Annotated in this window: 19 protein-coding genes; 6 read left to right on the forward strand and 13 right to left on the reverse strand. The window is 43.1% G+C overall.

The window, feature by feature from the left end:
* Positions 1-13: 13 nt before the first annotated feature.
* Entirely contained in the window at positions 14-817 is an 804-nt protein-coding gene (locus tag I5907_RS10420) for an N-acetylmuramoyl-L-alanine amidase (RefSeq protein WP_196990651.1), read from the reverse strand.
* 139 nt (positions 818-956) lie between these two features.
* Between I5907_RS10420 and I5907_RS10425 the strand changes: the two genes are divergently transcribed.
* The 3 genes from I5907_RS10425 to I5907_RS10435 all read left to right on the forward strand — a co-directional run bounded on the left by I5907_RS10425 (position 957) and on the right by I5907_RS10435 (position 3,696).
* Entirely contained in the window at positions 957-1,766 is an 810-nt protein-coding gene (locus I5907_RS10425; RefSeq protein WP_231402018.1) for an MOSC domain-containing protein, read from the forward strand.
* An 86-nt stretch (positions 1,767-1,852) separates the two neighbouring features.
* Positions 1,853-3,001 carry a sensor histidine kinase gene (locus tag I5907_RS10430; RefSeq protein ID WP_196990652.1) on the forward strand — a complete coding sequence of 383 codons (1,149 nt, stop codon included), beginning with the start codon at positions 1,853-1,855 and terminating at the stop codon, positions 2,999-3,001.
* Entirely contained in the window at positions 2,998-3,696 is a 699-nt protein-coding gene (locus I5907_RS10435) for a LytR/AlgR family response regulator transcription factor (RefSeq protein WP_196990653.1), read from the forward strand. The genes I5907_RS10430 and I5907_RS10435 overlap by 4 nt, the downstream gene beginning before the upstream one ends.
* A 260-nt stretch (positions 3,697-3,956) precedes the next feature.
* On the opposite strand, the gene I5907_RS10440 is transcribed toward I5907_RS10435, so the two are convergent.
* Positions 3,957-5,492, reverse strand: a complete 1,536-nt coding sequence (locus I5907_RS10440; RefSeq protein WP_196990654.1) for a serine hydrolase domain-containing protein — start codon at positions 5,490-5,492, stop codon at positions 3,957-3,959.
* Positions 5,493-5,675: 183 nt separating this feature from the next.
* On the opposite strand from I5907_RS10440, the gene I5907_RS10445 reads away from it, so the two are divergent.
* Together I5907_RS10445 and I5907_RS10450 are read left to right on the forward strand one after the other, a co-directional pair.
* Positions 5,676-6,284: a DinB family protein gene (locus I5907_RS10445; RefSeq protein WP_196990655.1), complete on the forward strand. Its 609-nt coding sequence runs from the start codon at positions 5,676-5,678 to the stop codon at positions 6,282-6,284.
* A gap of 296 nt (positions 6,285-6,580) precedes the next feature.
* Positions 6,581-7,123, forward strand: coding sequence for a cupin domain-containing protein (locus I5907_RS10450; RefSeq protein ID WP_196990656.1), 543 nt, complete (start codon positions 6,581-6,583; stop codon positions 7,121-7,123).
* On the opposite strand, the gene I5907_RS10455 is transcribed toward I5907_RS10450, so the two are convergent.
* The 4 genes from I5907_RS10455 to I5907_RS10470 form a co-directional block, all read right to left on the reverse strand.
* Positions 7,124-7,840: a tRNA1(Val) (adenine(37)-N6)-methyltransferase gene (locus I5907_RS10455; RefSeq protein ID WP_196990657.1), complete on the reverse strand. Its 717-nt coding sequence runs from the start codon at positions 7,838-7,840 to the stop codon at positions 7,124-7,126.
* A 286-nt stretch (positions 7,841-8,126) separates the two neighbouring features.
* Positions 8,127-8,876 (reverse strand): succinate dehydrogenase/fumarate reductase iron-sulfur subunit, encoded by a 750-nt coding sequence (locus tag I5907_RS10460; RefSeq protein ID WP_196990658.1) that lies wholly within the window; start codon positions 8,874-8,876, stop codon positions 8,127-8,129.
* 106 nt (positions 8,877-8,982) lie between these two features.
* On the reverse strand, positions 8,983-10,956 hold the full coding sequence (locus tag I5907_RS10465) for a fumarate reductase/succinate dehydrogenase flavoprotein subunit (RefSeq protein WP_196990659.1): 1,974 nt from the start codon (positions 10,954-10,956) through the stop codon (positions 8,983-8,985).
* A gap of 65 nt (positions 10,957-11,021) precedes the next feature.
* On the reverse strand, positions 11,022-11,693 hold the full coding sequence (locus I5907_RS10470) for a succinate dehydrogenase cytochrome b subunit (protein ID WP_196990660.1): 672 nt from the start codon (positions 11,691-11,693) through the stop codon (positions 11,022-11,024).
* A 389-nt stretch (positions 11,694-12,082) separates the two neighbouring features.
* Here I5907_RS10470 and I5907_RS10475 point away from each other — a divergent pair, with 389 nt between their 5' ends.
* The gene (locus tag I5907_RS10475) at positions 12,083-13,345 is read left to right on the forward strand and encodes an ABC transporter permease (protein WP_196990661.1); all 1,263 of its coding nucleotides are present in this window, start codon (positions 12,083-12,085) and stop codon (positions 13,343-13,345) included.
* Between the two features lie 213 nt (positions 13,346-13,558).
* Here the strand turns inward: I5907_RS10475 and lolB2 are convergent, their stop codons facing one another.
* From lolB2 to I5907_RS10510, 7 genes are all read right to left on the reverse strand, one after another.
* Positions 13,559-14,164, reverse strand: a complete 606-nt coding sequence (gene lolB2, locus I5907_RS10480; protein ID WP_196990662.1) for a flexirubin biosynthesis protein LolB2 — start codon at positions 14,162-14,164, stop codon at positions 13,559-13,561.
* Between the two features lies 1 nt (position 14,165).
* The gene (lolA2, locus tag I5907_RS10485; protein WP_196990663.1) at positions 14,166-14,795 is read right to left on the reverse strand and encodes a flexirubin biosynthesis/transport protein LolA2; all 630 of its coding nucleotides are present in this window, start codon (positions 14,793-14,795) and stop codon (positions 14,166-14,168) included.
* Positions 14,788-15,558 carry a polysaccharide deacetylase family protein gene (locus I5907_RS10490; protein ID WP_196990664.1) on the reverse strand — a complete coding sequence of 257 codons (771 nt, stop codon included), beginning with the start codon at positions 15,556-15,558 and terminating at the stop codon, positions 14,788-14,790. The genes lolA2 and I5907_RS10490 overlap by 8 nt, the downstream gene beginning before the upstream one ends.
* A complete protein-coding gene (locus tag I5907_RS10495) occupies positions 15,552-16,613 on the reverse strand; it encodes a beta-ketoacyl synthase chain length factor (RefSeq protein ID WP_231402019.1) in 1,062 nt (353 codons plus the stop codon). Before I5907_RS10495 ends, I5907_RS10490 begins: the two co-directional genes overlap by 7 nt.
* A 153-nt stretch (positions 16,614-16,766) precedes the next feature.
* Positions 16,767-17,963, reverse strand: a complete 1,197-nt coding sequence (locus I5907_RS10500; RefSeq protein ID WP_196990665.1) for a beta-ketoacyl-[acyl-carrier-protein] synthase family protein — start codon at positions 17,961-17,963, stop codon at positions 16,767-16,769.
* Positions 17,963-18,232, reverse strand: coding sequence for a phosphopantetheine-binding protein (locus I5907_RS10505; RefSeq protein WP_196990666.1), 270 nt, complete (start codon positions 18,230-18,232; stop codon positions 17,963-17,965). Before I5907_RS10505 ends, I5907_RS10500 begins: the two co-directional genes overlap by 1 nt.
* On the reverse strand, positions 18,214-18,852 hold the full coding sequence (locus I5907_RS10510) for a hypothetical protein (protein ID WP_196990667.1): 639 nt from the start codon (positions 18,850-18,852) through the stop codon (positions 18,214-18,216). Before I5907_RS10510 ends, I5907_RS10505 begins: the two co-directional genes overlap by 19 nt.
* Positions 18,853-18,863 lie beyond the last annotated feature (11 nt).

The following is an 18,863-nucleotide window of genomic DNA, read 5'->3' on the forward strand; positions in this document are numbered from 1 at the left end:
GTATTTATCGGTATTAATTGAATTTTCTTTCTACGAGGAAAAGTATTTTCCTGTCGGCTTCTGTAAGCACTGCTGATGTATCCTGCAGCCAATGTCTTTTAAAAGTTTTGATGGCTGCAACAGAATCTTTTACATCGTAACCTATGATGCGCAGTGCCTTCATGTTATCGAAATTTGGTGGTATAATAACATTGGTCGTGTCATCATACCAATAACCAAATCCCCTGCCGGCAAGTTCTTTCCATGGAAAAAAAATATTGGGATCGTTTTTGCGTGCAGGTGCAATTTCTGCATGACCTATAAAGTTTGCCTGCGGTATATTATAATTTTTCTTTAATGCAGCCAGTAACCTTAACAGGCTTTGCATTTGCGCATCGGGAAAAAATTCAAAGCCGTTATTGTCTAATTCAATACCAATGCTGCTGCTGTTGATGTCTGCATCGTTACCCCACTTTCCTGCGCCTGCATGCCATGCCCGCAGATAATCATTGAGCATATGATGTACCGTTCCATCTTTACATATAACATAATGTGCACTTACCTGTGTACGCTGTAGTGTGAATGTCTTTAAGGTTTGTTCGCAACTGTTTTGCGCGGTGTGATGGATAATGACAAAGTTTGGCTTGCGCATATTGAAATTGGTTGTACCAACGAAATATGCCGCTGTTTGCATGGTATCTTCAATTGGGTATGCAGCCATTACCTTCCCGTAAGCTTTTGCCTGGTTTTTGTATAGCTTATTAGTAGCAGTATATGGATTGCATGAGCAGGCAAAAAATGTTACAGCAAGTATAATGATGATAATCTTATTGACCATAGCACAGTTTGATAACTGAAATTAAACAATGATTTTTATAAACATATGTTGCGCCGGTATTTGTGTTATGCTTTAGTAAGGCGGCTACCATAATGTAGCAATATTTGTAAATTGGAAATCTTTACAACATACATACCATTTGATACCTGATATGCTTAATGTGAGTGAATTATATATCTATCCCGTAAAATCGCTGGGAGGTGTTAAAATTCAGCAGGCGATGCTTACTGACCGCGGTTTTGAGCATGACCGCCGCTGGATGCTTGTAGATAGGGATAATGTTTTTCTTAGCCAGCGCGAAATGCCGCGGATGTCGTTGCTGAAAATAGATATGCAGCCAGGTGGTTTTGACGTGTACCACGCAGCTAAACCAGCCGAACGCTTTTTTATTGCATACGAAAGCAACCAAACAGAGCGGTCTGTTGTACGCGTATGGAATGATCAATGTATTGCGGTAAACGCAGGTAACTATGCTGATGCATGGTTTTCAGATATGCTCTCCGTACAATGCAGGCTGGTTTTTATGCCGGATGATGTGAAAAGACTGGTAGATCAACGCTACGCACACAATCATGAAATTACCAGTTTTTCAGATGACTATCCTCTCCTGATGATCGGCCAGGCCTCTCTGGATGATTTGAATAGCAGGCTCAGAGAGCCGTTATCTATGGAAAGGTTCAGGCCGAATATCGTTTTTACAGGCGGGTATCCATTCCAGGAAGATGATATCACTGCCTTTCAGATCAACGGCATTCAATTCTCTTGTGCCAAACCCTGTGCACGCTGTGTTGTAACCAATATAGATCAGCAAAACGGCATCAAAGGAAAAGAGCCATTAAAAACACTCAGCACTTATCGTATGCAGAACAACAAAGTGTTGTTTGGCCAAAACCTGTTGTACAAAGGCAATGGTATAGTAGCAACGGGCGATATAATAGAACGCACCTGAAATTGATCGAAATTTTTTTATACTTGGTCGAAATGCAGAAAGTTGCCCTGGGTAAAGCAGTAGCTTTATACAAATGAACTGCTGCTATGGAATTTGATAACGACAGGATAATCCGCCATAAAAATAAGATCGAAGTTTTTTACTGGGTTTTGGCTGCGCTGCTTTATCCATTGGTAAATATCTTCACTTTATTCACCAATAACTTCACTGCTGCAATATTTGTGGCACTCGCGGCAGTAATTGTACTCCCACTTTACATTACCTGTTCTGTATGGGTTTTGCCCGTCTTTTTGCAAAAGCGAAAAGTATGGCTGCTACTTTCAGGTGTTGCCATTTTCATTGCAGCTCACCTGTTGCTGATGTTACTCTATTATTTTTTCAGGCAGGTACAAACAGACGAAAGCCAGTCAGATTATTTTATATACGCAACGTCCACCTTTCTCCGGGAAAGTTTGTGGATCATCATCAATCTTGCGTTGGCAGCGGGCATCTTTTTACTGAGAAAAACCATGACTGAAAAAGATGTGGCAGCGGCATTGCGCAAAGAGAATAATTTCTACAAGCTTCGTTATTTACGTGCACAGTTAAACCCACATTTTTTATTCAATGCGCTCAACAGCATTTACTCTTTAAGTCTTCAAAAGTCAGATAATGCACCGGGCGCCGTTATTCGGCTGGCAGATGTAATGCGCTACCTTATTTATGAGTGCAACGAAGAGCACATACCGCTTTCCAAAGAAATTGACTTTATCAAAAATTACATAGAGATTGAAAAGATCCGTTTCAATGCCGATGTAAAGTTTACTGTAGAAGGTGGAACGGAAGGCATTCTGATAGAACCTTTTCTGTTTATCTCCTTTATTGAAAACGGTTTCAAGCATGCTATGAACAACCCGGAAATAAAACCCTTCATTTACATCACCATTAAAGTGCGCGAAGAAGAAATTGTTTTAAACGTTATCAATAATACAGACATTGACCTTGAAACGCAGGCCAAGCGCATAAATGGCAAAGGCATTTCGGGCAGCAAAAGTTTGCTTGAGTTACTATACCCGTCTGCCTATAAGCTGAATATTATTCAAACAAACAAAGACGAACGGCAGGAGAGTAAAGTGCGTTTAAAAAATGCAAAGGAAAGACTGGAGAGTTTTTATCCAGATGCTCATACGCTGGATGTAATTTTAAAAAACAATGTTTTTACCGTTTCACTCATTATAAAAAGAAAAGCAGCTTGATCAGGTGTATAATAGTAGAAGACGAAGTGCTGGCGCAGCAGGTTATACAAAGCCACCTGCAAAAGGTTGAAAGGTTTCAACTCGTGGGGGTGTGCAGCAATGCAAAAGAAGCGCAGCAACTGCTAAGCACGCAGGAAGTAGATGTAATGTTTCTCGATATACAACTGCCCGGCATCACCGGGCTGGGCTTGTTGCGCACATTGCAGGATCCGCCGCTGGTAGTGCTTACCACCGCTTATGCAGATTATGCATTGGAGAGTTATGATTATAACGTGGTTGATTACTTACTAAAGCCAATATCATTCGACAGGTTTAGCAAAGCATTGAATAAAATTGTAGATGGAAAGTTTTTAGACGACCGGCAGCCCACCATTATCAACAAACACAACGAACATATTTTTATTAAAAGCAGCAGCCGGTTTTATAAAGTAGATTTCTATAACATTATTTATGTAGAAGGCATGAAAGATTATGTAAAAATACATACGCACGAAAACATGCTGGTGACGCACCAAACCATGCAGGAGATGGAGCAGTTATTGCCTGCAGGTAAATTTATGCGCATACACAAATCTTATATCATTGCACTCAACCATGTAAAAAGCATTTTTGGTAATTCGATCGATATTGGTAAGGCAACCTTACCCATTGGCGTAAACTATAAAGAAAAAGTAATGGGCTTTATTGGTATGTGATTTATAAAACCGTGAAATGCATTGACAGACTAAGAATAATTGTTTACAGGCTGCATTACTACTATCGCCAACTGTTGTGTCACTCACTTGTACGGCAACAAATATTTCAGCAAGGCACAGTCATCCTGCGGTTATCCCTGCAACCTTTTATGCAAGATCATTTCGCACACGAAGCATCGTTGCTGCATATGGGTAAGAACGTACAAGTGAGTGACACAACAGGCGCTGAGCCATGCACTGCAGCCTGCTACATAAAAAATCTATTTACTTTCCGCCGTTAACGTTGCTGTGTTTTTGCCATAGTCAAAACTTCTTTCCACATCCATGGTTAATTTATTGCCATCAAAATGGCAGGTAAATGTTTCTGTATGCGGGCTTTCTATATAACGAAGCTTCAACTGTAAACTGTTATCATCTACCCAGGTGTAGCCGGCCATTGTTTTTGCGGGGTATAGCATGGCACGGTTTTCAAACCCCGCACCTGTAAGCGAGGGCCCGGGTTTATCGGTTGTGCCCGGCTGCCATTTGCCCGCTGCAAAATCAAACTCATACTTTGCCGTGTCTGTCGTTAGCGTTACATGGTACATGTCTTTTTTATAAGTAAAAGAGATGTTTTTCAGGTGCCTGTCATTTGCGGTAAACACATATTGCTTGCCGGCAATAGTTGTGGCCATTGCAGTATTGTTTTTTGCAGGTGGCGCCAGTGCAAGCGTTGCAAGCTTTTCTTTCAGCAGTTTTGCAGCGGCTTTATCTGTAGGTAATGCATTTTTTTGCATGGCAGGTAACAAGTATTTCCAAACAAGGTTTATCTCATCCTGCATATCCGGGGTTTCTGCTGTTATGGCAACTACAGCATCCTGCTCAGGCATAATAATCATGTATTGCCCAAATGCGCCATCACCACGTACTGCATTGTTTCTGCAGCGCCACATCTGGTAGCAATATCCCTGTATCCAATCATTGGCTGCTTTCTCTTCCGGCATTGCACCAGGCTTTTGCATGATCTGTGCGGTGGTAGCTTCTTCAACCCACGAGGCCGGCAGTATTTGTTTACCGTTCCACATACCTTTTTGAAGGAACAACTGCCCGAATCTTGCAATGTCTTCTGTTTTTACACGCAGGCCCCAGCCGCCGGTGTTTATGCCCTTTGTATCTTCTTCCCAGTCTGCACCGGTAATGCCCAGCGGGTCAAATAGCCGCGGCTTCAGGTAGTCAACAATTTTCTGGCCTGTTACTTTTTGTACAATGGCAGACAGCATGTAGGTACCAAGCGAATTGTACAGGAACGTTGTACCGGGATCATGCACTACCGGCGTGGTAAGAAAAGCGTGCACCCAGTTGCTGTCTACACCTATTTTAAAAGTTGGGTCGGGTTCCTGCCCGTCAGACATCATTAATACATCCTTTACAGTAAGGTCAGCAAGGTTTGCACTTATCGTATCCGGTAACTCGCCTTTGAAGAACGATGTTACTTTATCATTAACAGATAAAAGTTTTTCCTGCACGGCAAAGCCAACCGCTGTTGCGGTAAATGTTTTGCTGCAGGAGTATAAAGTATGTTTCAGGTTTGGCTTATAAGGGTTCCACCAACCTTCTGCAATTACATTTCCATGTCTTACAATCATAATGCTGTGAAATTCTGTTTTGCTTTTATTTGCTGCATCCAGGAATTCCAGTATCGCTTTTGATGATACGCCCTGTGCTTCAGGCTCGCTGCGTACCAGTGTTTGTGCAAAGCTGCCAAACGAGCAAAGTATACCAATCACTATTAAAGGGAAGAACTTACGGCAAGACATAAAGTTTGACATGATTTTTGTATTGAAGAATTGTGCTTTTGAGATTATACAAGTTAGCAGATTTTTCAGTTAACGGCGTATACTAACTTGCTTTCTTATCATATTATTTATACCTTATCGAAATATTTGTCCGCTTACTCATTTTTAAAACGTCATAGTACATTAACCGTAAAACTACATTGTATGAAAAAATTATCCACGCTCTTTATGGGCCTTGTCCTGTTAAGTTTCGCAATTAAACCTGCCGGTCTTACCGATGCAGAAAGAACAATGGCTGTCGACCTGCTGCAGCAAACTGAAGATGGCGTTATAAAAGCAGTTGCAGGCTTAAGTGAAGCACAGTTAAATTTTAAACCGGCTCCCGACAAATGGAGTGTGGCAGAATGTGTAAAGCATATTGCCGTTACGGAAGGTGGCTTATGGCAAATGACTGAAGGCACCATAAAAGCCGCACCCAATCCTGAAAAACGTGCCGAAATAAAGGCTACGGATGACCAGGTGGTACAAATGATCGAAAGCCGCGAGCATAAAGTAAAAACTGCACCAACAATGGAACCGCAGAACACAGAATACAAAACAATGGATGATGCTTTACAATCTTTTAAGACAAATCGTGGAAAGCTTATAGAATACGTAAAGACCACCAATGATGATCTGCGCAGCCATGTGGCAACATTGCCTTTTGGAACGTACGACAGTTACCAGCTGGTGTTGTTTATTGCCGCACACAGCAAACGCCACACAGCACAGATAGAAGAAGTAAAAGCTGACCCCAACTTTCCCAAAAATTAAGCCTGCTACACAAGCATAAAAAAACTCCGCGAAAGCGGGGTTTTTTTTATGCAATAAAGATGGTGAACCCGGCATTAGTACATGCATTAAGCCCGGTTGCGTCGCACTCTTGTGCTGTATAGCTTTTCTCAGCCCAGGCACAGTCTTCAAAAGTTGTGTGCAGTCCCGCAGCAGAAAGGCGCCGCACAACCATGTGTTTACAGGCATTTCATGCAGGTATTGATGCAGTTCATCGCTTTCATCGTCTGGCATGTATGACTGATACAGGAAATTTACACCAGCAAAAATTTGACTGTATGGCGTATCAAAACCAGGTGATCTATAACCCCGAAAACAAACAGCAGATCACCTTTATACAAACTGCTGCAGGTACCGGTGGCGCATTACTCGAGATGGTATCAGTATGGGGCGCACATTCGCCACAACCACCATTGCACTACCATCCTTTTCAGTCAGAAGAATTTTACGTTACCTCTGGTACTTTAACTGTAAGAATAGGTAACGACATAAAAGTATTGCAAAAGGGAGATTGTATACATATACCAAAGCATGAGCCACATGCCATGTGGAACAGCGGTAACGCAAATGCCGTTGCAAACTGGAAAGTAACACCTGCATTAAACACCGAATACTTATTTGAATGTGCCAGCCGCATTGCGATGGATAATGCACAAAAACAACAAAGCACTTCTTTGTTGCAAAAACTCAGGCTGGCTAAAGATTACAGGAATAGCTTCAGGCTGGCAAAGCCTTCTTACAAACTCCAAAGTGTTATCTTTTTCCTGATTACTCCTTTTATCTGCAATAGCAACCTTCATTGTAAAAACTACACTGACTGATCAGAGGTACAGATAATAATCTTTAAGCAGCGATGCAAAAGTTTCACTGTATTCCCGCTTGTTGTCACGGATGGTGATGGTGTCTTCCTGTGTGCAGGTCTTTTGTGAAGTTGCGAACAATAACATGCTTCTGAAGTAAGGGTGTTCCATTGTTTGTTTCACCAATACCTTTTGTTGCAGGTAAAGCCTGCGTTGCGCCATTTGTTCGAAATATGCACTGCGGTGAAAGGGCAGCAGCACCGCAAATAAGCCATCTGCTGCAAGATGGTCTGCGGCAAATTGCAACAACTCTTCCAGGCTTAATGCTGCACTGTGCAGGGCCAGGTTTCTTTTACAGTCTAAGCTCTTCAGGTCATTTTCAAAGAACGGTGGGTTGCTGATGATACAATCGTATTGATGTGCGGGTTTAAACGCCTGTATCGCTACATTGCAAAGCCTCAGCCTGTCCGCCCACGGCGAAGCCCGGAAGTTTTGCTGCGCCTGTACTGCAGCGTTGGTATCAATTTCAACAGCATCGAAAAAGGCATTGGTTTTTTGCGCCAGCATGAGTGATAACAAACCTGTACCTGTTCCAATATCAAGGATTTGTTTAAGCGCTTTGTCTTTTAGCTTCCCGGCCAGCCATGCACCAAACAGGCAGGCATCTGTGCACACCTTCATGGCACAAAGTTCCTGGTGAACCGTAAATTCTTTAAAACGGAAGAAGTTGTTTGGCATGCGCAGTACAAATATTTATAGCGCGAATTAAGTGAAATGCACGAATGAGACGAATTTTTTATTGCTGATGAGCTAAACGATCACCAGTAAGTGACAACCCCGTAATCGATGACTGCTGATACATGCGGCGATAGTACCGGAACTGCTGCATAAAGATATACAGTACAAGTGTGCGACGCAACCGGGCTCAATGCATGTACTGCAGCTGGGTACATAATTATGCTATAATAAAAAAGCTGTTTCGTAAAAAAAGAAACAGCTTCTATTACATGGTGGGACTTCAGTATTATTTATCTGCCGTTAAACTGGCAACAAGGTATTCTTTGTTCAACCTTGCTATGTTTTGCAGCGAGATTTCTTTGGGGCAGGTAGCTTCGCATGCGCCGGTGTTGGTGCAGGCGCCAAAACCCTCTTTATCCATTTGTGCTACCATGTTTACCACGCGTACTTTTCTTTCAGGCTCGCCCTGTGGTAAAAGTGCAAGGTGAGAAACTTTGGCGGACAGGAACAGCATAGCTGAACTGTTTTTGCATGCTGCCACGCAGGCACCGCAACCAATACAGGCTGCAGCAGCAAAAGACGCATCCGCTTTATCTTTCTCTATTGGTATTGCGTTGGCATCAACAGCATTACCGGTATTTACAGAAATATATCCACCTGCCTGCACTATGCGGTCGAATGCCGTTCTGTCTGTTACAAGGTCTTTGATAACAGGGAATGCATTGGCGCGCCATGGTTCCACTGTTATGGTATCACCATCTTTAAAGGCACGCATGTGCAACTGGCAGGTTGTATTTGCCTGCCATGGCCCGTGTGGCTTACCATCTATGTACATAGAGCACATACCGCAAATACCTTCACGGCAATCATGGTCGAATGCAACGGGATCTTTACCCTCGCTGATCAGCCTTTCATTCAGGACGTCGAACATTTCAAGGAAAGACATTTCAGATGAAATATCACCTACCTGGTAAGTCTCAAAATGTCCTGCATCGCTGCTGTTTTTTTGTCTCCACACTTTCAGTGTGAGATTCATATTGTAATGCTCCATAATAAAGCCCCTAACCCCAAAAGGGGAATTAAAGTTTAATTATATAAAGAACGATTGCTTTTGTTTTGTCTTTTCCCTGTACAGGCAAAGATTATTTGTAGCTTCTCTGGCTTGGTTTTACGACATCATAATTCAGTTCTTCCTTGTGCAGTTCCCACTGGTGTTCTGCTTTGAACTCCCATGCGGCAACATACATAAACTGGTCATCATGGCGCATTGCTTCGCCTTCATCTGTCTGGTGTTCTTCCCTGAAGTGGCCACCACAGCTTTCTTCGCGGTTCAGCGCATCGAGGCACATCAGTTCACCCAGTTCTATAAAGTCTGCTACCCGGCCGGCTTTATCAAGTTCCGGGTTCATTTCATTGATGCTGCCCGGTATCTTAACATCGCTCCAGAATTCTTTTTTCAACTGTTGTATTTCAGCTATTGCCTGTTTAAGGCCATCTGCATTACGTGCCATACCGCACTTGTCCCACATGATCTTGCCAAGGCGTTTATGCAAGCTTTCAACGGTTTGCTTGCCCTGTATACCCATTAAGGTATTGATGCGGTCTGATACTTTTTTCTCGGCTTCTTCAAATGCCGGGTGTGTTGTTGGTATAGCGGCAGTGCGGATATCGTCTGCCAGGTAATTACCTAGTGTGTAAGGAATAACAAAATATCCATCTGCCAAGCCCTGCATAAGCGCACTTGCACCCAGGCGGTTTGCACCGTGATCGCTAAAGTTGGCCTCGCCCAGTGCATATAAACCCGGCACTGTTGTCATCAGTTCGTAATCAACCCACAAGCCACCCATGGTATAATGTACTGCAGGATAAATACGCATAGGTACTTCGTAAGGGTTCTCGCCGGTAATCTTCTCATACATGTCAAAAAGGTTACCATACTTCTCCTTTACTACTTCTTTACCCATGGTAATAACTTCTTCTTTGCCTGCGCTGTCGTTACCCTGTTTGCCGGCTTCTATTTTACCATAACGTTCAATAGCTGCAGCGTAGTCAAGGTAAACAGCCTGTTTGCTTGATCCGACACCATAACCTGCATCGCACCTTTCTTTGGCAGCACGGCTGGCCACATCTCTTGGTACGAGGTTACCAAATGCAGGGTATCTTCTTTCCAGGTAATAGTCTCTTTCCTCTTCAGGTATCTCGTTTGGCCTGCGGGTGTCACCTTGTTTTTTAGGTACCCATATGCGACCATCGTTACGCAAAGACTCAGACATTAAGGTAAGCTTACTCTGGTGGTCTCCGCTTACAGGTATACATGTTGGATGTATCTGTGTAAAGCAAGGGTTACCAAAATAGGCACCTGCCTTATGTGCTTTCCATGCAGCAGTTACATTACTGCCCATAGCGTTGGTAGAAAGGTAAAAAACGTTGCCATATCCACCCGAGCAAAGCAGTACTGCATGCCCAAAATGTCTTTCCAGTTTACCATTGATAAGATCCCTGGCAATGATACCGCGTGCTTTGCCGTCGATCTTCACTACTTCAAGCATTTCGTGGCGGGTATACATTTTCACATTTCCAAGAGCTACCTGTCTTTCGAGTGCCTGGTAAGCACCTATGAGTAACTGCTGGCCGGTTTGGCCTGCAGCATAGAATGTTCTTTGTACCTGCGTGCCACCAAATGAGCGGTTACTTAACAGCCCGCCGTATTCACGTGCAAACGGAACGCCCTGCGCTACACACTGGTCTATAATGTTGGCGCTTACTTCTGCAAGCCTGTGTACATTGGCTTCACGGGCACGATAGTCACCGCCTTTTATAGTGTCGTAGAACAAACGGAATACGCTGTCTCCATCATTCTGGTAATTCTTCGCAGCATTGATGCCGCCCTGCGCAGCAATAGAGTGCGCACGGCGCGGCGAATCCTGGAAGCAAAATGCTTTTACTTTATAACCAAGTTCGCCAAGAGACGCAGCTGCTGAAGCACCTGCCAGGCCTGTTCCCACTACAATCACCTCAATCTTACGCTTATTGGCAGGGTTAACCAGTTTACAGTGTCCTTTGTAATCTGTCCACTTGTCGTCTAATGGTCCTGCAGGTATTTTTGCGTTCAACATAAACCAGTGTATTTATCTGATTAGAATGATTATTATTTACAGTGCCGGTAACTGGTTAGAATCAGTTACCTGATCCAACCCAAATAAAAGCTAACAGGCATCATGGCAAACATCAGGGAAACGATGATTGAAAAACCATAGCCTAAAGAAGTTAACATGATATTGTAGCGTTTGTTGTAAACGCCTAATGTTCTGAAGGCACTCTGGAAACCATGTGCGAGGTGATAGCCAAGCGATATACAACCCACTACATAAAGTATAACTACCCATAGCTGGCTGAATACTTCTTTCATTTTTTCAAAAAGATTGATCTCTTCACCTAAAAGAAAACCCTGGTGAGAGCGGTTGGGCAACCAGAAATCGCCAATATGCACAACAAGAAACAACAATATAATTGTGCCCAGTAAAGCCATACTGCGGCTGTACCACCTGCTTCCCCGGTTTCCATAATCTACTGCATACCCCTGTTTGCGCTTTTGCTGATTGTATGCAGTAAGCATATAACCCTGCACAATATGTAGGATGAAGCCTGCAAACAAACCAATCTCAAGGATTCTGGGCACCCAGTTACCACCCATGAAATGTGCACCGGCATTGAACATTTCGCCACCATCATTTGCCCATATACAGGCATTTAAACCCACATGAATGATCAGGAAAAGAACAAGAAAGATTCCGGTAAATGCCATTACTAATTTTCTGCCGATAGAAGAGACGAAGACTTGTTTCCAGGTCATATAGCTTGGTTATATGTTAGAAAATCGGTGCAAAAGTACGGCACGATTGCCAGTTTATGTTTTTTTAAAATGTTTTTTTAAAATACAAAGCTTCATCATCTTATAAAACAACCACAGTAAAATTTTGTTCGGCTGGTAACACGATTATTATCTCATACTGTATTGCGGAAATACAAATAAATTTTACCCGCTGATGCTTCACAAACCTTGTTTTATTAAGAATATTGTCAGGCTTCGCTTTACCTGTTTGTTACAAGATACCCGGTAAATGTTCAGCGCAATACCATCAGCAAATTCCAAAGCCGGCCTGTTTGTACTACCTCATCTTATTTTTAGTCCGCTTATCTAAAAAAAGTAATTTGTACTGCAGCCTTTGTTATTTTTGAAATATGCTAAAAACGCTCTCCATATTCTGGAACAGCTTTAAAATGAGTGTGCAGGAGTTAAACAACAATAAGCTGCGCAGTTCATTATCCCTTATTGGTATCGCTTTTGGTATTTTCTGCATAATAGGTGTGCTGGCAACGGTAGGCAGCCTCGAAGCAAAAATGCAGAAAGACATCTCCGCACTTGGCTCCAATACAATATACATAGACAAATGGCAATATGGCGGCGGCGATGACGGCGAAGATTATCCATGGTGGAAGTTTGTAAACCGCCCTACACCCAAATACAAAGAAGTGGCATTTATAAAAAATGCCAGCACGCTTGCCAAATTTGTAAGTTATTTTAATTCTACCGGTTCCAATGTTACTTACGAAAACAACCAGGTAAACAATGTTGGTATTTATGGGGTAAGCGATGAGTTTTCTGAAATGCAAACCATTGGTATTGCTTTTGGCCGTTATCTTAACGCTACAGAATTCACACGCGGTAACCCGGTTTGTGTAATAGGCGACAGGGTTGCCACACAACTGTTTGATAAGCCTGAACGTGCTATTGATAAATCCATCACTTTCGACGGTCATAAGTTTAATGTAGTTGGTGTAATTGAGAAACAGGGACAGAGTTTTGTGGGCGGTTTCAACTACGACGAGTGTGTAATCCTCTCTTATCGTGCGTATGCCGCTGTTTACGATGTAAACAGCGATAATACCCAACCCTTTATTATGGTGAACGGAAAAGACGGCATTGCTACCACCGCGCTTATTGATGAACTGAGGGGCATCATGCGGCAGGCACACCGTCTCAGCCCAACGGAGGAAGATGATTTTGCATTGAACGACATTAACCTCTTTAGCCAGCAGCTCAGTGGTTTCTTTGGCCAGGTAGATATTGGCGGTGCGGTAATAGCCTTTCTAAGCTTGCTGGTAGGTGGCTTTGGTGTCGCCAACATCATGTTTGTAACCGTAAGGGAACGTACCAGCCAGATCGGTTTAAAGAAAGCCATTGGGGCAAAACGCAAAACCATCTTATTAGAATTCCTGCTCGAAAGTGCCTTTCTCTGTATCATTGGTGGCATAATGGGTTTACTAATGGTTGGCGGCCTTGCATTGGTACTCAGTGGTATCCTGCCATTCCCCATCGTTATTTCCACAAATATTATGGCACTTGCATTTACAATATGTGTAATCCTCGGTGTTTTATCAGGCATTATTCCTGCCTCAATCGCTGCTAAAATGAACCCCGTGGTGGCAATAAGATCAAAGTAAGTTTTTTGGAGCCCGGCTATCGTTTTTCAATGAAGCTTTCGTTGCGTCGCACTCTTGTACTGCATATCGCTATGCAGCATGCAGACGCCACACAGCACCCACGTAAACAATAGACCAAGCCTTAAACATGTGTAGAGAAACTACAGTTGCAAGTAATGCCCGGGAAGGTTGAAATTTCTGAATACAAATGAATTCGTAATGTTCCCGGACGATTCACAGGTTATCCTGTTCGAGTCTTTTAAGGCCAATATCAAATTGAAAACCTGTATGACTAATGCCAATAGTATCAGGTATTCCATCCCGGTAATCTTTCATAACAGCTTTTACCACAGCCTTACGGTTTGATGCCCTTTCCATGTTTACCAGCTTGCTGCAATCAGCATCTGTAATGTAATAGTTATAGCCTTTTTCTTCAGGAAAGCCGTAATACACCAGGCCGCTGCTGTCTTTCTTAACAAAACCATTCTGCATTACATTGGCGTGCATCATCACCAGTTCAAAATCTTTCCGCAGTGTTGTAATCACTGGTTTTTTATCAAGCTGATCAATAACCTGGTGAACTTTAAAATCGCCGGTTTGTGTGTATTCAAAATCGAAAAATTTATAACCAGCTTCATTGGAGAATACCATTCTTGTACTGCTGTCAGGCATTTGCTTAATGAGTAACAGGCCGCTTAAGTGTTTACCGGTAACATTCACCTGGGTGTAGTACAAAGCCCGTGTAAAGACAGGTTTAAATTTTTCCAGGCAATTGCTATTACCGGTTGCTTGCTGCAGGTGCCTGTACTGCGATGCACATGCACTGAAAAGAAACATCATGCTAATGAGTAAATAGCGCATCCGGTAAACTGGTGTTTAGTTCCTTGTTTACAAAAGTAATGAGTGTATTATCACCCGATGCCTCAACCATCTCAATGGAGTTAACTGAAAACTGCTTTTTGTCAACCACCACGTTAATGGTTTTAAACATCTCCTTCATGGTTTTATTTACCGGGCTCATTTCTATAAGATACCCTGTGGTGTTTTGATATGCTTTTACTGTAAAGTCTTTATTTGCAAAAGCAGTACCGCGTACACAGTCAACCATAAGCTGGTTAACCTGCTGGAATAGTTTATTGGATTTGGTGGAAACGCGGTTTTCTTTTTGCCCGTCCTTAATGTAGATGTCATTCTTGTTTAAGATCATAAGGTATTGGAATGGCTGGTTGTATTCCATACGCACCATGTTGTCTTTCTTGAACCAGAATTTCCCTTTCGAGGTTATCTTTTCTGCAAGCATACTCAGGTTTTTTACCTGTGTAAAATCGCTTTTTATACTGGTTATTTTTTGAGATGCTGCAGCAAACTGCTGTTGAAAACCGCTTATATCTGCAACAGGTGTATAACCTGTATGTTGTGCCATCAGGGTGGAGGTAACAAAAAGGAAAAGTATAAACAGGTATTTAAACATACGGTTCTACGTTAAGAAGTTTATCCAATCTTACAAATGTAAATCCACTCCTGTGTACATGGTCTATAAATGTTTGTAAAATATCAACCGTTGTTTTGCTCGTATCATGAAAGAGAATGATATCGCCGGGCTTTACACCTGCCACCCGGCCAAGTAGTTTTTGTTTGTCCGTGATGACCGTATCCAATGAACGGATACTCCAGCCAACGGGTATGTAGTTGCCATTGATGATCGCTTTTCTAACCGTTGGGTTTGTTACGCCATATGGCGGCCTGAACAACCGCGGCTTTACACCAATGGCCTTCAGTGTTGCAGTATCCATTGCTGCAAGATCTGCATACATTTTTCGGGCTGGGAACAGGTCGAACAAGTGTGCATGCGAATACGAGTGATTACCCACTATATGACCCTGTAAATGTACCTGCTCCAGCAAGGATTCATTTTTTTCTACGTGGTGCCCAATGCAAAAGAAAGCGGCGTGTATATTGTTTTTTGCAAGTATGGCCAGTATATCCGCAGTGTGGTTTTGTGCAGGGCCATCATCAAACGTAATAGCAACTTCTTTTTTTTCGGTTGTGCCTTTACAGGTAATGTCAATAAAAAAGTTTGAGCCAACATAATAGCAACCCCAAAACAAGATAAGAGAGTAAACCAACAGTGCCGCCACAAAATACCAGTATGGAATGCCGAAGCTGATATGTAACCATGCAAGTATCACCAGTAGTAACACGAAAACAATATTGGTATTCCTGAAGTTTAACATGCAGAGAGCAGGTATAATGCGTGATGGGTATGCTGGTAATGATTATAGATCAAGACACGTTTAACGGGCTTTTTGTTTGGTGCAGGAAGAAGTGTTGAAGGAATTTTCCCGTTTTGAATGATAGCGGCACCAAGCCATAATGCATATGCAGAGGCAGTAGGGTACTCTCCGCAAAGCTGCTTGAAATGGATGGTCTGTGTAGCCGAAAAAAGTGAACCAGCCAAAACGTCGTAAATGGCATCGTTACTAATATCGCCGTTTCTGCCGGTAATGATCAAATCTATTTCTTCTATATCTGCCGACTGGCCCGCAAGAAACGCGGCTATTGTTTCTTTTACCACATCCGCGTCAGCAGGCTTGTAGAAAGTGGTTACTGCATCCAGTCTTGCGAGGTTACTGCCGGCATCAGTTGTATGCAATGTAAAAAAAACAGCACCTTCTCCTGCAATAGTTCCTTTTGTTTTGTCCTCAAACAATCGGGTATTTGAAACAGCACCGTGCTTATATAACCCAAACCTTGACAGTATAGCATGGCTTGTATCTGTTATCTCATCTGCTGCGCCAACCAATGCGTTGCTGATCTCTTTTTCCTGCAACATCATTATGGCATCAAGCAACGCAGACTCAAACGAAAAACCACGGTGTACGTAAGTATTGTTGTAGTTATGGCATTGCAGCATCAATGCTATTTGTGCACTGACTGTATTGTGTGTTGATTGAATAAAAGCGGTGGGTGTAAGCAATTCTTCTTTAAACTCTACCATCCTGTTCAGGAATATTGCTGTATCCTGCAAACAGCCATACGCTGTACCGGTAACAATGGCATCGGGCATGGCAAGATTTGCGTCTTGTAAGCATTGCATGGCGGCTGCGCTGCCCATCTTTATAATGCGGCTCATGCGCCTTATAAGCTTTGCATCTATATATCGCGAATAATCGGGTTCAACACACCGCAACTGGTTGCCTGTTTTGTTGTGCATAACAGGCAGCAGTTCACTGCCATCATACAATGGTTGTGGAGTAATGCCGTATGCTGATTGTATATAAATACTCATGTAAATAAATCAAAATTCAACAAACCGTTCACTGCAAATACAACGTCATCTTTACTGCTTCCATGCCTGTAGCCTCTTCGCCCTGTTGCCATATTTTCCAAACGTACAAGTGAGTGACACAACAGGCGATGCCATGAAAAACTGCTGCCGGCCTCATACTTTTGAAAAAATCAAAGAGGAACAATTGCCGCCAAAACCAAACGAATTGCTCATTACATGACTGATCTGCTGGTTTTTTAAAAATACAGTCTGCGGTGCAAACGGCAACTCTTTCATTTGTGTATGGAAACGCAAATTTGGGTAGACTAGGCCGTGCCTTACCGACAATGCAGAAAATACAGCTTCAACACCACCACAAGCGCCCAATGTATGACCGGTAAAAGATTTGGTAGAACTGAGTTTTGGGAAGTGAGGGGCAAATAAAGTGTTGATGGCCGTGCCCTCGGCAATATCGTTGTTTTGTGTGCCGGTACCATGCAGGTTAATGTAACTGATTGCTGATGGCTGAATGCCTGCTTTATGCAGTGCGCCATTCATGGCCAGCAAAGAACCGGTGCCTGCGGGTGAAGATGCCGTTTGATGGTAGGCGTCATTGGCGTTTGCCCAGCCACTGATGGCACAATAAACATCTTTGGGCAACTGCCTGGCAATTTTTTCAGAAACCAGTACAATATAGCCGGCACCCTCGCCAAGATTAAGTCCTTTGCGATTTTCATCGAAAGGTTTGCAAAACTCATTGTCCAGTATCATGAGGCTGTTGAAACCATTGAGCGTAAATTTTGTAAGCGCGTCTGCACCTCCTGCTACTGCTACATCGAGCAGGTTATGCCTGATCATCCTGGCACCAAGAAAAACAGCATTGGCAGAGGAAGAACAGGCGGTACTGATGGTCGTAACAAAATGACTGATGCCCAGCAGGTCTGCAACGATTTCTGTAGGTCTGCCGCATTCGTGGTTTACCACGTTGCGTAAACGGCCCGCCGATGTATCGGCAAGAAACTGTGCGTAGAAATTTTCAGTTTTATCCATGCCGCCAACAGAATTGGCAGAGATAAAACCGGTTCTCAGGTTTTTAAGATCGATGGCTGCATCGTTTACTGCCTCCTGCGCTGCAAGCGCACTCAGGAGTGCTGTGCGGGTAATACCTGTTGCCAGTCCTGTGCGCTTTGCCAGCTCTTTGTTGCTGAGTTTTACTTCAGCTACGGGCAGGCTTGACCGGTGAACAGAATCAAGCAACGTCATATTGCCCATGCCGGCATTGCCATGTTCCAGCGCAAGCAGGTGCTCAGCTACATTGTTGCCAATGGCTGAAACTACGCCGGTGCCCGCTACAAAAACGCCGCTGTTCATCAGGCTTTCTCCGCTTGATGTGCGAGTATGTAATCAGCCATTGTGCTTACAGATTTGAACACTTTCGGTCCGTCGTCGGCATTGGAAAGTTTTATCCTGTATTCCTGCTGTAAAAGCACAATCAGTTCGAGGGCGTCAATAGAATCCAGCCCAAGACCTTCCACAAAAAGCGGCTGCTCATCACCTATCTGCTCGGGTGTAAGATCTTTCAGGTTGAGCTGGGTAATGATCCGGCGCTTCAGATCTTCCATTAATGTTGCTTTTTCCATGTATGCTTTAAATATATGTTGTTAAGATTATCTTTTGTAAACGCTTTAGCCTCGTTTGATCTGTGGTCTTTTTCCACGAGAAATAAAACGGCTTCATACGAATCCTTTATAAAATCTATCCATCCACAAATGCATCTTTCAATGGCTGTGGTGCTGAAAAGATTGGTTACATACGTTTCTATAAAAGAGGCATCAAAAGTTTCAAAGATAAAAAACGCATTTTCACCTTTCAAGTTATGCCTGATGCTTATTTCACCAATGACAATATTGGGTAATGTGTATACAAACAATGCAGGACTGGGAATGTTTGCAAGAGAATCGTAGTACCTGATGTCTGCATCCAGGCTTGCATTTGCGTTGGTTAAAACAATGGCCGTGGCAAAGGGGTCAGTTATTTTGCCTGCACCCTGCAGCAGCACCTCGGTAGCTAAAAACCCCAGCTTACAAAGATTATCCATCTTGTAAAATTTTGGATAACCAATGTTCAGGTGCTGGTAAGCAGCCTGCAAAAAATCTTCGGGTTGCATTGCCGGTGAAACCTCAAAAACCGTGTTGCCGTTTTTACCAACCGTGTTGTTACCGGCGAAGCTGTATGCTGTTATTTTTAAAAGATCCGTCAAATGATTGATTG

Origin of the sequence: Panacibacter microcysteis, assembly GCF_015831355.1 — a bacterium.
Taxonomy (GTDB): Bacteria; Bacteroidota; Bacteroidia; order Chitinophagales; family Chitinophagaceae; genus Panacibacter; species Panacibacter microcysteis.